Consider the following 15,814-nt stretch of genomic DNA (forward strand, 5'->3'; position numbering starts at 1 on the left):
GGTCAGATCCCCAGCAGGGTGCGCAGGTGGCGGGGCGGCGGGCAGTCGTGCGCCAGCATCGCGTCGTGCCAGTCGCGTACCGACACCCCGTCGGGCCGGGCGCGGGCGATGTCGGCCATCTCGCTGTAGCCGACGAAGTAGGTGGAGAGCTGGGTGGAGGTGAGCAACGCCCGCCGCCACTTGCCGGCCGCCTCGCCCTCCTCCTGGAAGCCCCGCCCGGTCATCAGCGCCATCGCCTCCGCCTCGGGCAGGTCCTCGCAGTGCACGAGCTGGTCGAGCAGCGCGTTGATGGTCATCCGGAGCTGCATCTTGAGCTGCTGGAGCCGGACCGGCAGCCCGCCGAAGCCGTGCCGGACCATCAGCTCCTCGGTGTAGACGGCCCAGCCCTCGATGAACACGCCCGACTCGGTGAGCGGCCGGACCCGGGTCGGGCCGGCGTACCGGCGGGCGTGGGCGAGCTGGAGGAAGTGACCGGGCATCGCCTCGTGCACGGTCAGGTTCCGGATCATGTGGTCGTTGTACTCGCGGTAGAACGACTCGACCCGCTGCGCCGGCCAGTCCGCCGGGGTGGGCGCGATGCAGTAGAAGGTCGGCACGGCGGCGGTCTCCAGCGGGCCCGGCGAGTCGCAGTACGCCACCGCCACGCCCCGGGCGAACTCCGGCATCTCCTGGATCACGCACGGGTCGTCGACCAGGCTGATCAGGTCGTGCGCCCGGACGAAGTCGGTCGTCTCGTCGAGCGAGACCGAGGCGAGGTCCACGATGGTGGCGTCGTCGGGGTGCTCGGCGGCGAGCAGGTCCAGCGCCCGGCGTACCGTCTCGTCGTCGGCCGGGCCGCCGACCAGCTCGGCGGCCGCCGCGCGGATCTCGGCGGTGACCCGCTCCAGGTTGTCCCAGGCCCGGCGCTGGACCTCGGCGGCGCTCAGCTCGGTGTCGAGGGTGTGCCAGAGCCGCGCCTCCCAGCGCCGCCGGCCCAGCCGGGGGTCGCGCCCGGGGCCGGCGTCGGCGGCGAGCCCCATCCGCAGCCACGCCACGAACTCCTCCAGCGCGGCGATCGCCGCGGTGGCCGCCGGCTCGACCCGGTCGTACATCGCCGGCGCCTCGGCCAGTAGCCCCGGCACCTCGTCCCGGATCAGCGCGGCGGTGCCGGTGAACTGCCCGACCGCCGTCTCCGCGTGGATCCTGGGCATGTCGCGCAGGGTGGCGCGGGCGGTGGCCAGGGCGTCCGGCATCGCCGACAGCCGGCCGGCCAGGCTCTCCAGCCGCACCTCGGCGGGGGCGAACGGGCGGGCCAGCAGGTCGTGCAGCAGCGGGCCGGGGTTGTGCCGCAGCGGGTCCCACTCGTGCGCGCGGATCTCGGTCGCCTCGAACAGCCCCCGGTCGACGAGGCTGCTCAGCAGCGCGTGGTCGACCCGCTCGTCGACGTCGAGCGAGTCGGGGTCGATCTCGGAGAGCGCGTCGGCCGCGTCCTTGAGCATTGCCTGGTCCGCGGCGAGGGCATCGGCGGAGAGGTCGGGCAGCCGGTCGTCGTACCGGTGGTCCCCGACGGACGTGGCCAGCCCGGGCCGGCTCTCCAGCAACGCCTCCACGATCCGCTCCGCGAGCGGCACGAACGACTCCATGCGCAAGACCCTACCGACCGCCACCCACGCCGGCCGCCCATTTATTGATCATGAAGTGAGCCGCGGCGAAACGGGCGTTTCACGCCGCTAACCTCATGATCAATCCTGGTTGCCCGGGGGTGGGGTGCGGCGTTCGGCGGCGCGGACGGCGTCGGCGTAGGCGAGGGTGGCGCGGCGGAGGGCGGCCTCGGGGTCGATTCCTGCCTGTCGGGCGGCGGCGACCGTCGACAGGAGGCCGGCGCCGAGCCGGGCCTCGGGGTCCACCTGGGAGTCGGCCAGCGGGGGTGGCACGGCGAGGCCGATCCGGCCGGCCCGGTCCAGGATCTTCGCGGCCAGGGACAGGGCGGGCTGGCTCAGCGCAATGCCGTCGAGCACGGACTCCCGGGTCTTCTCCGCCCGCTTGATCCGCTCCCAGTTCGCCTCGATCTCCTCCAGCGAACCGGCCTGCTCACCGGAGAAGACGTGCGGGTTGCGGCGGACCATCTTGTCGACCAGGCCGCCGGCCACGTCGTCGACGGTCCAGCGCTTCCCCTCCGGCAGCTCCTCGGCGAGCCGGGCGTGCAGCAGCACCTGGAGCAGCACGTCGCCCAGCTCCTCGCGGAGCGCGTCGGTGTCGTCGGCGCTGATCGCGTCGTACGCCTCGTAGCACTCCTCGAGCAGGAAGCCGGCGAGGCTGCGGTGGGTCTGCGCCCGCTTCCACGGGTCACCCCCCGGGGAGGCGAGGCGGTCCATCACCTCGACCGCGTCGAGCAGCCGGGCACCCGGCGGGTCCCAGGAGCCGTACATCAGCTCCAGCTCGGCCAGGCCCGGCTCGCGCGCCAGCCGCAGCCCCAGCTCCCGGGCGAGGGCCTCGTCGCCGGTCGGGCCGGCCAGCCAGACCGCCGTGCCGTGGGCCGTCGCCGCGTCGAGCAACGCCTGTGTCGCGCCCTCGGCGATCACGCCGACCTCGGCGCCCGCCGTCCGGACCACCCGGGTCAGCTCGCTCTCCGCGCCGGACAACACCGGTGCAGCGCGTACGACGTCCCAGGCGGCCGCGGTCAGCAGGCCGGCCGGCAGCCGGGGCGAGGTGACCAGCAGGACGATCCGTGCCGTCATGCCGCTCAGGGGTTGACCGGGGCGCTGGTCTCCGGTGCCTCGGGGGTCGAGATGTCGGTGACCGGGCCGTCGTGGTTGATGTAGGGCAGCGCGTAGAAGACCAGCGACTGGCCGGTGCTGACCACCGACGGCAGGCCGATCGGGCCGTACTTCGGGTTGACCGAGGTGTCGACCTTCTCCGCCTCCTCGTGCAGCGCCGCGCTGAGCGCGGTGGCGCTGCGCACGAACCCGCCCTCGCCGAACGCCTCCTTGACCTGGGCGACCGACAGCCCGGACCGGATCGCACCGGTCTTGGCGATGGCCTGGTAGACGGCCATGATCGCGTCATCGCTCAGGTCGGCCGGCGGCAGCTTCTGCTGGAGCGCGTTGGAGATGTCCACCCACTCGCCCCAGAGCTTGGCGTACTCGGCGCTGGCCGGCATCTGCAGCTGCGCCTGGAGCTGCTCCGGGGAGACCTCGTCGTCCACCTGGATGTGCTTCTCGGCCACCACCCGCTTGCCCAGGTCGACGGCGATCAGCAGGTTCAGCACGTCCTGTCGGGTCACCGCGGAACGCAGCTCCTCCGGCGCCGGCGTGGCGCCCGTCGCCGTCCGCTGGCTGCGGACCGCGTCGGCGTACTGCGCCTGGGCGTCGTCGTAGATCCCGTCCACCCGGTCGATCGAGTACCGGGTGTCCCCGACGTAGGCGGCGACGTCCGGTGCGGACCGGCCGCAGGCGGCGAGGGAGAGGGCAGCGAGGGCCGCGACGCTGGCGGCGGCGAAGAGACGGCGAGCACGCATGACGGCCACTCTCTCACGGCCGATACGCGGCTGTGACGCCGCCCACCCCGCCGGCCTCACCGGGCCCCCGCCCCGGCCGGCTGCGCCGCCGCCGGCTCACCCAGGACGTCGGAGAGGAGCTGGGCGCACCACTCCAGCAGCGCCTGGTCGCGCAGCGGTTCGCCGCCGACCCGGCGGGTGCTCGGCCGGGGCACGCTGACCTGGTCGAGCGCCTGCTTGTAGACCGAGTCCGGGTGGTAGCGCTTCAGCCGCAGCTGCTTCGAGTCGGGCAGCGGCAGCGGGCTGAACCGGATGTGCTTGCCCTGCATCGACACGTCGGTGAGGCCGTACCGGCGGGCGAGCAGCCGGAACCGGGCCACCGCGACCAGGTTCTGCACCGGCGCGGGCGGCTCGCCGTACCGGTCGGTCATCTCGGCGACCACCTCGCGCAGCCGCTCCTCGTCCCGGGCCTCGGCCAGCTTGCGGTACATCTCCAGGCGCAGCCGCTCCACCGCGACGTAGTCGTGCGGCAGGTGCGCGTCGACCGGCAGGTCGACCTTGACCTCGGCCTCCTCCTCCGGGTGCTCGCCCTTGAAGGCGGAGACCGCCTCCCCGACCATCCGGACGTACAGGTCGAAGCCGACGCCCTCGATGTGGCCGGACTGCTCGCCACCGAGCAGGTTGCCGGCGCCCCGGATCTCCAGGTCCTTCATCGCCACGTACATGCCGGCGCCCAGCTCGGTGTGCTGGGCGATGGTGGCCAGCCGCTCGTGCGCGTTCTCGGTGAGCGGCTTGTCCGACGGGTAGAGGAAGTAGGCGTACGCCCGCTCCCGGCCCCGGCCGACCCGGCCCCGGATCTGGTGCAGCTGGGCCAGGCCGAGCAGGTCGGCCCGCTCCACGATCAGCGTGTTGGCGTTCGGGATGTCGATGCCGGACTCCACGATCGTGGTGCAGACCAGGACGTCGAACTCCTTCTCCCAGAAGCCGACCATCACCTTCTCGAGCGCTTCCTCGCCCATCTGGCCGTGCGCCACCGCGACCCGCGCCTCGGGCACCAGCTCCCGGATCCGGCGGGCCGCCTTCTCGATCGACTCGACCCGGTTGTGCAGGTAGAACACCTGCCCGTCGCGGAGCAGCTCGCGGTGGATGGAGGCGGCCACCTGCCGGTCGTCGTACGCCCCGACGAAGGTGAGCACCGGGTGCCGCTCCTCCGGCGGGGTGGCGATGGTGGACATCTCCCGGATGCCGGTGATCGCCATCTCCAGGGTGCGCGGGATCGGGGTGGCCGACATGGCCAGCACGTCGACCGACGCGCGCAGGGTCTTCAGGTGCTCCTTGTGCTCGACGCCGAAGCGCTGCTCCTCGTCGATGATGACCAGCCCGAGCTGCTTGAACCGGGTGGACGCCTGGAGCAGCCGGTGGGTGCCGATGACGATGTCGACGGTGCCGTCGGCGACCATCTCCAGCGTCCGCTCGGTCTCCTTCGGGGTCTGGAACCGGGAGAGCTGCCGGATGGAGATCGGGAACTGGCTCATCCGCTCGGCGAAGGTGTTGTAGTGCTGCTGCACCAGCAGGGTGGTGGGCACCAGCACCGCCACCTGCTTGCCGTCCTGCACCGCCTTGAAGGCGGCCCGGACCGCGATCTCGGTCTTGCCGTACCCGACGTCGCCGCAGATCAGCCGGTCCATCGGGACGGTCTGCTCCATGTCCCGCTTGACCTCCTCGATGGCGGCCAACTGGTCGGGCGTCTCCTGCCAGGGGAAGGCGTCCTCCAACTCCCGCTGCCACGGGGTGTCCGGGCCGAAGTTGTGCCCCTTGGACGCCTTGCGGGCGGCGTAGAGCTGGATCAGCTGGGCGGCGATCTCGCGGACCGCCTTGCGGGCCCGGGCCTTGGACTTCTGCCAGTCCGAGCCGCCCATCTTGTGCAGGGTGGGCTGCTCGCCGCCGACGTAGCGGGAGAGCTGGTCGAGCTGGTCGGTGGGGACGAAGAGCCGGTCACCGGGCTGGCCCCGCTTGCTCGGCGCGTACTCGATGACCAGGTATTCCCGGCTGGCGCCGTTGACGGTGCGCTGCACCAGCTCGACGTACCGGCCGATGCCGTGCTGCTCGTGCACCACGTGGTCGCCGGCCTTCAGCTCCAGCGGGTCGATGGTGTTGCGCCGCCGGCTGGGCAGCTTGCGCATGTCCCGGGTGGAGGTGCCCCGGCCACCGGTGACGTCGTTGCCGGTGAGCAGCACGAACCGGGACGCCTCGTCGACGAAGCCGCCGGTCAGGCAGCCGCAGGAGACCAGCAGCTCGCCGGCGGCCGGCGCGGCCGGCACCTCCTCGGTGAGCCGGGCACCGAGGCCGGCGTCGCGGAGCACCTCGACGGCCCGCTGGGCGGGGCCGTGCCCCTCGAAGACCAGCGCGATCGACCAGCCCTCGCCGGCCCAGCGCTTGAGGTCGTCGACCACCCGGGCGGTCTCGCCGTGGTAGAGCGGGGCGGGCTGGGCGGCCAGGGTCACCGCGATCGCGTCGTCGGGGGTGACGTCGACCTCGGTCGGCTCGTCCTCCCAGGGCTGCCGGGCGGGAGCGGCGTCGGACTCCACCAGGCCGAAGGGCGCCAGCGTCCACCAGGGCTGGCGCAGGGCGCGGGCCGCCGTGCGTACGTCGGCCAGGGTGCGGAAGGCGGCGGCGCCGAGGTCGACCGGGGCCTGGCCGCCGACGGCGGCCGCGGCCCAGCTGGCCTGGAGGAACTCCTCGGAGGTACGGACCAGGTCGTGCGCCCGGGTGCGGATCCGCTCCGGGTCGCAGAGCAGTACGTGGGTGCCGGCCGGCATGCAGTCCACCAGCAGCTCCATCGACGCATGCGGCGAGTCGCTTGGCGTGGCCGCCACCTCGGGCGGCCCGCCGCGAGTCGGCGCGTGCGCAGGCCCGATCAGCGCCGGGGCGAGCGACTCCATGCCCTCGACCGGGATGCCCTCGGCCAGCTTGTCGAGGATCTCGGCCAGCTCGGGGTGCTCCTCGGCGAGCGCCGCGGCCCGCTTCCGCACCGAGGGGGTGAGCAGCAGCTCCCGGCAGGGCGGCGCCCAGAGCTGCGCGACGCCCTCGATGGTGCGCTGGTCGGCGACGGCGAAGGTGCGGATCTCCTCCACCTCGTCGCCCCAGAACTCGACCCGGGACGGGTGCTCGTCGGTGGGCGGGAAGACGTCGAGGATGCCGCCGCGCACGGCGAACTCGCCCCGCTTGGTGACCAGGTCGACCCGGGCGTACGCCATGTCGGTGAGCCGCCGCGCGACCTCCTCCAGGTCCGCCTCGTCACCGGCGGCGAGCTGCACCGGCTCCAGGTCGCCGAGCCCCTTGAGCTGGGGCTGGAGCAGGGACCGGACCGGGGCGACGACCACCCGCAGCGGCCCGGTCCGCCCGTACGCGTCGGCGGCCTCGGGGTGGGCCAGCCGGCGCAGCACGGCCAGCCGCCGACCGACGGTGTCGGAGCGGGGCGAGAGCCGTTCGTGCGGCAGCGTCTCCCAGGACGGGAAGACGGCCACCTGCTCCGGGGGCAGCAGGCTGCCCAGCGCGGAGGCGAGGTCGTCGGCCTCGCGGGTGGTGGCGGTCACGGCCAGCACCGGTCGCCCGGCGCCGCCGGCCGGCTCGTCGGCGGCCACCGCCGCGACGGCGAACGGGCGCAGCGCCGCGGGGGCGGTGATGTCGAGGCCGTCGACCTGCGCGGCACCGGAGCGCGCCAGGTCACGCGCCCGGGCCAGCCCGGGGTCGGCCAGGGCGGCGGAGAAGAGTCCGGTGAGCATCAGTGATCACTTCCAGGAAGATCGACGCACGGCGACGACCCCGCGTCCGGCCGGACGGGGGGTGCACCTCCCGAGACTATCCCCCGCCACGGACATTCCGGGCCCCAGCCGCAGCCCCCTTCCCCGCCCCGCCCGCGCCCCCCGCCCCAAGACCGGCGCAGATTCCCGGAACGAGTGGCCTCCGGCTCGCGGATGGCCACTCGTTCCGTGAATCAGGGCGCTCTGGCGGCGGACCGCAGGGCGCGAGAAGGATCTTGACGGGTACGGGCGGGCGTGGTGCGGTGTCGGCATGGCTGAGTACCGGGCGGTGTTCGACGCGGAGGTCTCCTTCGCCAACGGCGGAGGACTGCGGACCGAGGGCTTCCGGCTGGACGTTCCGAGGCCGGAGATCGACGACGACGAGCTCGGCGCGCTCCTCGTCCGACACCTCGGACTGCTCATGGTCGGCGAGGTGCGGATCACCAACCGGACGATCGTCGAGGAACCGCACAAGGGCGGCCGCGGCGTCGCCGTCCCGGCCGACGAAGGCGGCCGGCGACTGGTCGAGCTGAGCCATGTGATCCACGACGGCATGATCACCCTGCCCGGCTGGCAGCCGCCCCGGATCACCGACTGGCTGACCCGCGAGGCGTCCCGGGAGCGGTACGCGCCGGGCGTCGAGTTCCACGTGGCCCGGATCGACATGATCGCCAACACCGGCACGTACGTCGACGCACCGGCACACCGCTGGGCGGACGGGGCCGACCTGACCGGTGTCCCGCTCGACCGCCTCGCCGACGTGCCCGGGCTGGTGGTCCGGGTGCCCGCCGGCACCCGCGCGGTGGACCGGCTGCTGCTCGCCCCGTACGAGGTGGCCGGCCGGGCGGTGCTGCTGCACACCGGTTGGGACACGCACTTCGGCACCGACCGGTACGCCGGACCTGACGCGCCCTACCTGTCTGCCGACGGCGCGGACTGGCTGGTCGAGGCGGGGGCGGCGCTGGTGGGCATCGACTCCATCAACGTCGACGACATGACCCCGGCCGCCGCCGGCCAGCGCCCCGCGCACAGCGCCCTGCTCGCCGCCGGCATCCCGATCGTGGAGCATCTGACCGGCCTGGCCGCCCTGCCCCCGGAGGGGTTCCGGTTCACCGCCGCCCCGCCGCGGGTGGCCGGCATGGGCACCTTCCCGGTCCGTGCCTTCGCCGTACTCGACGCCTGACCACCCGGTCCGCCCGCTGAGGCACCGGCTCAGTAGCGCACGCTGATCCGCCGCTCGACCGCGTCGACCCGGATCTCCCCGCCGTACGGGATGACCAGCTGCGGGTCGGTGTGCCCCAGGTCGACGTCGAAGACCACCACCGGGTCGTCGGCGTAGTCCGCGAGGGCCCGGGTGATCGCCTCCCGCTGGGCCTCGCCCCACGCCCGACGCTCCGCCAGGGTGTGCGGCTTCTCGAAGTCCCACGCCTTGGGCCGGCCGACCACGATCGCCGGGAAGGCGGCGAGCAACCCCCGCTCACCCATGTTGCGCACGATCCGGAAGACCTCCTGCGCCGTCGGCAGCTCGTTCGAGGTCTCGAAGACCAGCACCGACCCCGCCAGCTCCTCGGTCGACGGGACCCGGTCGGTCGCCAGCAGCCAGTGGATGATCTCCAGGCAGCCGCCCCAGGTCCGCCCCTGGACCACCCGCGCCGGCCCCTGCCAGCGCCAGCCCTCACCCGGGAACATCACCGGCTCCTCGGCCAGCGTCGCCGGGTCCCGCCAGTCGCGCGGCTCGTCGCCCCACTCGGTCGCCGCCGTCAGCTCGTACCAGCCGGAGGTGAAGAGGGCGGCGCGCAGCGAGTCGAAGGTGACCGGGTTCGGCCTGCCGGACCGGCCGAGGTGCACCAGCACCGAGCCGCCGTGGTACGCCACCATGCCCAACCGGTACAGGTGGTTGAGGACGTTGGTGTTGTCCGAGTACCCGTAGTAGGGCTTCGGGTTGGCCCGCAGCACCGCGTCGTCCAGATGAGGGGTGACCGTGATCAGGTCGTCCCCGCCGACGGTGGCGAGCACCGCGGTGATCGTCGGGTCGGCGAAGGCGGCGGTCAGGTCCCGCGCCCGGTCCCGCGGGTCGGCCCCCATCCGCCGGGTGGTCGGATACTCCACCGGCTCCAGCCCGAACTCCTCGCGCAGCCGGCGCAGGCCCAGCTCGTGCACGTGCGGGAAGAGACCCGGCAGGCCGGCGGACGGCGAGACGACGGCGACCCGGTCGCCCGGCTTCGGCTTGGCGGGATAGCTCGGCAGCGTCATGATCCGACGCTATCGAGCCGGGCCAGCGATTTCCGACCGACAAACCCCACGAGCCGGGCATATGGCGGCAATAGGGTGGGGACGTGGAAGAGGCGGAGCGGGTCCTTCCGGTACGCGACTGGCTGCCGCGCACCGCGGCGCTGCTGGTCGGCACGCTCGCCCTGGCCACCGCGTTCATCGCCGCCTACGTGGGGGCGCTGCACCAGCCCACCCCGCGCGACGTGCCGGTCGGGGTGGTCCTCGGCGACCAGCGCGCGCAGGCGGTGATGGCCGCCGTGCGCGGCCGGACCGACAAGATCAAGCCCATCGAGTACGACGATCCGGACGCCGCGGCCGACGGCCTCACCGCGCGGGAGGTGTACGGGGTGCTCACCTCGGGCCCGGACAACGGGTTGCGCCTCAGCACCGCGAGCGCCTCCTCGCCGGCCGCCGCCGAGGCGGTCAGGCAGGTGTTCACCCAGGCCGCCCAACAGGCCAACCTGCCGATCCAGGTCACCGACGAGGTGCCGGTGGAGCGCAGCGACCCGCGCGGCCTGGTGCCGTTCTACCTGGCCGTGGGGTACGTGCTGGGCGGCTACCTGGCCTCCACCGCGCTGGGCCTGAAGACCGGCACCGCGCCGGTCAGCCTCCCCCGGGCCGGCCTGCGGGCCGCCGCGCTCGCCGTCTACTCGATCGTGCTGGGCATCATCGGGGCGACCGTGGTCGGCCCGGTGCTCGACGTCTGGCACCACGACATTCCGGCGGTCGCCGCGGTCGGGGCACTGGCGGTCTTCGCCGCCGCGATGGTCGCCTCGGCCGTGCAGGCCTGGCTCGGCCTGCTCGGCACCGGCCTCGTGATCCTGCTGCTGGTGGTGCTCGGCAACCCCGGCTCCGGCGGCATCTACGCCCCGGAGTTCCTGCCCGGCTGGCTGCGCGGGATGCACCGGTGGAACGTGCCGGGGCTGGCCACCGACCTGATCAAGTCGACGGTCTACTTCGACCGCCGGTCGATGGGCTGGACGCTGACGGGGCTCACCGTGTGGGCCCTGGCCGGGATCCTCGGGCTGGTCACCGCGACGGTCTTCCGCGCCCACCGCCGGGCCCTCCGTGGCCGGGCCGGACCCGCCCCCGCCGGTGGGCCACGCGCTGATGGCTGAGCCGGCCCACCCGTCCCAGAGTGCAGATCATCACGCGGTCCCCCTCCTGCCAGCGGGCCCGACGCGGATACGATCCAGGGAGTCGGACAGCGCTGTCCTTCGTACTCTCGTAAGGAGCGCACCCGTGACCGACCAGCACGACCACGACGGCCCGGACGCCGCGCTGCGGGCCGACATCCGCCGCCTCGGCACCCTGCTCGGGCAGACGCTCGCCCGCCAGGAGGGCCGACCCCTGCTCGACCTGGTCGAGGAGATCCGCGCCCAGGTCCGCTCCGACGCCCCGGCCGCCGCCCAGCGCCTCGCCGGCCTCGACGTCACCACCGGGACCAAGCTGGCCCGGGCCTTCTCCACCTACTTCCACCTGGCCAACATCACCGAGCAGGTGCATCGGGCCCGCGACCTGCGCCGCCGCCGGGCCATGCACGGCGGCTGGCTGGACCAGGCGGCCAAGATGATCGCCGAGCGCGGGGTGCCGGCCGAGGAGATCGCCGCCGCAGCCCGCCGGCTCGCGGTACGCCCGGTCTTCACCGCCCACCCCACCGAGGCGGCCCGCCGCTCGATCCTCTCCAAGCTGCGCGCGGTCGCCGACGAGTTGGACACCGAGACCGCCAACGCGATCCTCTACGGCGCCAGCGACGAGGGCCCGGCCAACCGGCGCCTGGCCGAGCTGCTGGATCTGATGTGGCAGACCGACGAGCTGCGGCTGGACCGGCCGGACCCGACCGACGAGGCCCGCAACGCCATCTACTACCTGCGCGACCTGCATGCCGAGGCCGCCCCGCAGGTCCTCGACGACCTCGCCGACACGCTACGCACCCTGGGCGTGGAGACCTCGCCCACGTCGCGACCGCTGACCTTCGGCACCTGGATCGGCGGCGACCGCGACGGCAACCCGTTCGTCACCCCGGCGGTCACCAGCGAGGTGCTGCGGATCCAGCACGAGCACGGCATCGAGGCCACCGAGAAGGCGATGGACGCCCTCATCAGCGAGGTCTCCGTCTCCCGCCGGCTGCGCGCGGTGTCGCTGGACCTCTCCGCCAGCCTCGCCGCCGACCTGGACGCGCTGCCCGAGGTGGCGCCCCGGTTCCGCCGGGTGAACGCCGAGGAGCCCTACCGGCTCAAGGCGCGCTGCGTGAAGGCGAAGCTGGCCAACACCCGGGAGCGGCTGCGCAACGGCACCGCGCACGTGCCGGGGCGGGACTACCGCGGCTCGGCCGAGCTGATCGCCGACCTGGAGCTGCTGCGCGCCTCGCTGGCCCGCAACTCCGGCCAGCTCACCGCCGTGGGCCGGCTCGCCTCGACCATCCGTACGGTGTCCGCGTTCGGGCTGCACCTGGCGACCATGGACGTCCGCGAGCACGCCGAGAAACACCACGAGGTGCTCGCCCAGCTCTACGCGGCGGTCGGCGAGGTGTCCGACTACCCGTCGCTGACCCGGCTGGAGCGCACCAAGCTGCTCGCCGACGAGCTGACCGGCCGCCGGCCGCTGTCCACCCAGGACACCCCGCTCACCGAGTCGGCGCGGAAGACCTTCGACGTGTTCGCCGCGATCCGCGAGGCGCAGGACCGGTTCGGCACCGAGGTGATCGAGTCGTACATCATCTCGATGACCCTCGGCGTGGACGACGTGCTCGCCGCGGTGGTGCTGGCGCGCGAGGCCGGCCTGATCGACGTGCACAGCGGCCGGGCCCGGATCGGCATCGTGCCGCTGCTGGAGACCCCGGCCGAGCTGAACGCCGGCGGCGAGCTGCTGGACGAGCTGCTGTCGCTGCCGGCGTACCGGGCGCTGGTCGCGGCCCGGGGCGACGTGCAGGAGGTGATGCTGGGCTACTCCGACTCCAACAAGGAGGCCGGCATCACCACCAGCCAGTGGTCGATCCACCGGGCCCAGCGCGCGCTGCGCGACGTGGCCGCCCGGCACGGCGTACACCTGCGGCTCTTCCACGGCCGGGGCGGCACGGTCGGCCGGGGCGGCGGGCCCACCCACGACGCCATCCTGGCCCAGCCGTACGGCACGCTGGACGGCGCGATCAAGGTGACCGAGCAGGGTGAGGTCATCTCCGACAAGTACACCCTGCCCGCGCTGGCCCGGGAGAACCTGGAGCTGACGGTGGCCGCGGTGCTCCAGGCGACCCTGCTGCACACCGCGCCCCGGCAGCCGGCCGAGATGCTGGAACGCTGGGACGCCACCATGGACGCGGTCTCCGAGTCGGCGTTCCGGTCGTACCGGTCGCTGGTGGAGGACCCGGACCTGCCGGCGTACTTCTGGGCCTCCACACCGACCGAGCTGCTCGGCGCGCTGAACATCGGCTCCCGGCCGGCGAAGCGGCCGAACACGGGCGCCGGCCTGGCCGGCCTGCGGGCCATCCCGTGGGTGTTCGGCTGGACGCAGACCCGGCAGATCGTGCCCGGCTGGTTCGGCGTCGGTTCCGGGCTGGCCGCCGCGCGGGCGGCCGGGCTGGAGGACGTGCTGGCCGAGATGCACCGGAACTGGCACTTCTTCCGCACGTTCCTGTCGAACGTCGAGATGATGCTGACCAAGACCGACCTCACCATCGCCCGCCGGTACGTGGAGACGCTGGTCCCGAAGAAGCTGCACCCGATCTTCGAGAAGATCGAGCAGGAGTACGAGCTGACCAAGCAGGAGGTGCTGGCGGTCACCAACTCGCCGGCCCTGCTGGAGAACTCGCCGGTGCTCCAGCGCACCCTGGCGGTGCGGGACACCTACCTGGAGCCGCTGCACCACCTCCAGGTGGCGCTGCTGCGCCAGTACCGGGACTCCGGCGCCGCCGGTCGGGCGGTGGCGACCGCGCCGGGCGGCCGACGCGCCCCCAACGACGGTACGGCGCTGGAACGGGCGCTGCTCACCACCGTCAACGGCATCGCCGCCGGCATGCGCAACACCGGCTGAGCCGCACGTCTGCGGCATATCGCTTCCAGGTCATCTGCCCGGCCGGGACGCGACCGGCACCGAGGCCCGAGCGGTCGAGGTGCGCGGGTGGGGCGTCGGCGGCCGTCGCCCCGGGGTCACCAGTCGCCGCCGCCGAAGTCCCCGCCGCCGAAGTCGCCCCCGCCGAAGTCGCCACCGCCGTAATCCCCGCCGCCGGCGTAGTCGCCGCCACCGTAGTCGGCGCCGGACCAGTCGCCCTGGTCACCGGTGAACTGGTCGCCGCCGACGTCGTTGCCGCCCTGGTCGCCGTAGTCCTGGCCGTCGCCGAACCCGTCCTGGAAGCCCTCCTGGTAGCCGGCCTCGTAGCCGTACCCCGGGTCGGCGAAGGCGGGCGAGAAGAGCGCGTCGGCGATCAGCATCCCGCCGACCACGCCGACGCCGGCGCCGAGCGCCGTCTTCCACCAGGGCGTCGAGTACCAGCCGGCGGGCACCGGCCGACCCTGCCAGTTGCCGCCCGGGTAGTAGTAGGGCGTCCGGTTGCCCGGCTGCGGGCCGGCCCGGTAGGTCTGCCCCTGCACGTTGACCTCGCGCTCCTTGGTCAGCATCCCGGCGCCGCGGGCGGCGGCCAGCGGCGGCAGCTCCGGCCCCGGGTCGATGCCCATCGCGGTACGCGCGGCCCGGATGTACGCCAGTCCCTCCAGCGCGGTCTCCCGGGCCAGCGCGAACTGGTGCGGGGTACGCGCCTGCTCCAGCTGGGAGCCGGCCGCGTTGTACCGCTCACCGGCGTCGGCCAGCGCCTGGCGGACCGCCGGGGCGTCGCCGTGCAGGTTCATCAACTGGCCCCCGAGCCGCTCGTACCAGCGCTGCGCCTCCGCGCGGGCGTCGGCCAGCTCGGTGGCCCGCCGGGACCTGCTACCCCACCGCCAGAACACGAACGCACCTCCGAGCATCAGGATCAGGACCAGCCACAGGGCAAGTTCCATGACTCGAAGGTACCCAGCGGGCGCACGTCGTACCCGTTTGGCAAGCTCTCTGCCATGACCTTCTCGACGGTGGCCGTGGTGGTGCTCTGCCTCGCCGCGGGCGGCGCGGTCGGCTGGCTGGCCGCCCGCTCCCGGACGGCCGCCGAGATCGCCCGGCTGGAGGCCACCCTGGCCGCCACCCGGGAGGGCGAGGGTCGGCTGGAGCAGTCCATGCGGGCGCTCAGCTACGAGGCGACCGCCCAGTCCCAGGAGGCCGTCGCCCGGGCGGTGGCGCCGCTGCACGACACCCTCCGCCGCTACGAGCAGCGGGTGGCCGAGCTGGAGCGGGACCGGGTCGACGCGTACGCCGAGCTGCGCGAGCAGGTCCGCGCGATGAGCACCGTCTCCGGGGAGCTGCGCACCGAGACCAAGCAACTGGTCGCCGCGCTGCGCGCCCCGCAGGTGCGCGGCCGGTGGGGCGAGCACCAGCTCCGCCGGATCGTCGAGGCGGCCGGGATGCTGGAGCACTGCGACTTCAACGAGCAGGTCACCGCCGCCACCGACCACCAGGGGGTCCGTCCCGACCTGGTGGTCCGGCTGCACGGCGGCCGGACGGTGGTGGTCGACGCCAAGGCGCCCTTCGACGCGTACCTGACCGCGATGGAGGCGCGCGACGAGCGGGGGCGGGACACCCAGCTCGACGCGCACGCGCGGCACCTGCGGGCACACGTGGACTCGCTCGCCGCCAAGTCCTACTGGGCGGCGTTCGACCAGACCCCCGAGTTCGTGGTGCTGTTCGTGCCAGCCGACCCGTTCCTCGACGTGGCGTTGCAGCGCGACCCGACGCTGCTGGAACACGCCTTCGCCCGCGACGTGGTGCTGGCGACGCCGGCCACCCTGGTGGCGCTGCTGCGCACGGTGGCCTACGCCTGGCGGCAGGAGGCGCTGGCCCGCAACGCCGCCACCGTGCACTCGCTGGCCCGCGAGCTGTACGGCCGACTGTCCACCCTGGGCGAGCACGTCGGCAAGCTCGGCGCGTCGCTGGGCGGGGCGGTGACCGCGTACAACCGGGCGGTCGGGTCGCTGGAGGCGCGGGTGCTGGTGAGCGCCCGCAAGCTGGCCGAGCTGGGCGTCTCCGACCAGGAACTGGTCGCTCCGGCGCAGGTCGAGATCACGCCCCGCCAGCCGCAGGCGCCGGAGCTCGCCGACTGATTCGATCGTCGGCCTGCGCCACCCGAACGGTCGGCTGGGACGGACGATCGACGTGCCACGATGCCCGAGGCAGTGGTTGTCAC

The 15,814-nt window shown here is 73.7% G+C and carries 10 protein-coding genes; 4 read left to right on the forward strand and 6 right to left on the reverse strand.

The features are described from left to right. Nucleotides 1-2: 2 nt before the first annotated feature. From ACZ6S5_RS08850 to mfd, 4 genes are all read right to left on the reverse strand, one after another. Complete coding sequence (locus ACZ6S5_RS08850; RefSeq protein WP_465999242.1) at nucleotides 3-1,622, reverse strand: DUF885 domain-containing protein; 1,620 nt, start codon at nucleotides 1,620-1,622, stop codon at nucleotides 3-5. Nucleotides 1,623-1,721: 99 nt separating this feature from the next. After that, the gene (locus ACZ6S5_RS08855) at nucleotides 1,722-2,717 is read right to left on the reverse strand and encodes a nucleoside triphosphate pyrophosphohydrolase (RefSeq protein WP_465999243.1); all 996 of its coding nucleotides are present in this window, start codon (nucleotides 2,715-2,717) and stop codon (nucleotides 1,722-1,724) included. A 5-nt stretch (nucleotides 2,718-2,722) separates the two neighbouring features. After that, nucleotides 2,723-3,496 carry a hypothetical protein gene (locus ACZ6S5_RS08860; protein WP_465999244.1) on the reverse strand — a complete coding sequence of 258 codons (774 nt, stop codon included), beginning with the start codon at nucleotides 3,494-3,496 and terminating at the stop codon, nucleotides 2,723-2,725. A 56-nt stretch (nucleotides 3,497-3,552) separates the two neighbouring features. Then, complete coding sequence (gene mfd / locus ACZ6S5_RS08865) at nucleotides 3,553-7,260, reverse strand: transcription-repair coupling factor (protein ID WP_465999246.1); 3,708 nt, start codon at nucleotides 7,258-7,260, stop codon at nucleotides 3,553-3,555. Between the two features lie 289 nt (nucleotides 7,261-7,549). Between mfd and ACZ6S5_RS08870 the strand changes: the two genes are divergently transcribed. Next, entirely contained in the window at nucleotides 7,550-8,461 is a 912-nt protein-coding gene (locus tag ACZ6S5_RS08870; protein ID WP_465999247.1) for a cyclase family protein, read from the forward strand. 29 nt (nucleotides 8,462-8,490) lie between these two features. On the opposite strand, the gene ACZ6S5_RS08875 is transcribed toward ACZ6S5_RS08870, so the two are convergent. Further along, the gene (locus tag ACZ6S5_RS08875; protein WP_465999249.1) at nucleotides 8,491-9,531 is read right to left on the reverse strand and encodes a S66 family peptidase; all 1,041 of its coding nucleotides are present in this window, start codon (nucleotides 9,529-9,531) and stop codon (nucleotides 8,491-8,493) included. Between the two features lie 83 nt (nucleotides 9,532-9,614). Between ACZ6S5_RS08875 and ACZ6S5_RS08880 the strand changes: the two genes are divergently transcribed. Together ACZ6S5_RS08880 and ppc are read left to right on the forward strand one after the other, a co-directional pair. Further along, the gene (locus ACZ6S5_RS08880) at nucleotides 9,615-10,667 is read left to right on the forward strand and encodes a hypothetical protein (RefSeq protein ID WP_465999251.1); all 1,053 of its coding nucleotides are present in this window, start codon (nucleotides 9,615-9,617) and stop codon (nucleotides 10,665-10,667) included. Nucleotides 10,668-10,791: 124 nt separating this feature from the next. After that, on the forward strand, nucleotides 10,792-13,578 hold the full coding sequence (gene ppc / locus ACZ6S5_RS08885; RefSeq protein ID WP_465999253.1) for a phosphoenolpyruvate carboxylase: 2,787 nt from the start codon (nucleotides 10,792-10,794) through the stop codon (nucleotides 13,576-13,578). Nucleotides 13,579-13,694: 116 nt separating this feature from the next. Here the strand turns inward: ppc and ACZ6S5_RS08890 are convergent, their stop codons facing one another. Further along, on the reverse strand, nucleotides 13,695-14,540 hold the full coding sequence (locus ACZ6S5_RS08890) for a hypothetical protein (protein ID WP_465999254.1): 846 nt from the start codon (nucleotides 14,538-14,540) through the stop codon (nucleotides 13,695-13,697). Nucleotides 14,541-14,594: 54 nt separating this feature from the next. On the opposite strand from ACZ6S5_RS08890, the gene rmuC reads away from it, so the two are divergent. Then, entirely contained in the window at nucleotides 14,595-15,731 is a 1,137-nt protein-coding gene (gene rmuC / locus ACZ6S5_RS08895) for a DNA recombination protein RmuC (protein ID WP_465999256.1), read from the forward strand. Nucleotides 15,732-15,814 lie beyond the last annotated feature (83 nt).

It is taken from the genome of Micromonospora sp. NPDC051924 (assembly GCF_055586005.1).

Excerpts from the sequence above, each read along its gene's own strand:
- ACZ6S5_RS08850 (WP_465999242.1), bottom strand. The coding sequence starts at position 1,622 with ATGGAGTCGTTCGTGCCGCTCGCGGAGCGGATCGTGGAGGCGTTGCTG.
- ACZ6S5_RS08855 (WP_465999243.1), bottom strand. The coding sequence starts at position 2,717 with ATGACGGCACGGATCGTCCTGCTGGTCACCTCGCCCCGGCTGCCGGCC.
- ACZ6S5_RS08860 (WP_465999244.1), bottom strand. The coding sequence starts at position 3,496 with ATGCGTGCTCGCCGTCTCTTCGCCGCCGCCAGCGTCGCGGCCCTCGCT.
- mfd (WP_465999246.1), bottom strand. The coding sequence starts at position 7,260 with ATGCTCACCGGACTCTTCTCCGCCGCCCTGGCCGACCCCGGGCTGGCC.
- ACZ6S5_RS08870 (WP_465999247.1), top strand. The coding sequence starts at position 7,550 with ATGGCTGAGTACCGGGCGGTGTTCGACGCGGAGGTCTCCTTCGCCAAC.
- ACZ6S5_RS08875 (WP_465999249.1), bottom strand. The coding sequence starts at position 9,531 with ATGACGCTGCCGAGCTATCCCGCCAAGCCGAAGCCGGGCGACCGGGTC.
- ACZ6S5_RS08890 (WP_465999254.1), bottom strand. The coding sequence starts at position 14,540 with ATGGAACTTGCCCTGTGGCTGGTCCTGATCCTGATGCTCGGAGGTGCG.
- rmuC (WP_465999256.1), top strand. The coding sequence starts at position 14,595 with ATGACCTTCTCGACGGTGGCCGTGGTGGTGCTCTGCCTCGCCGCGGGC.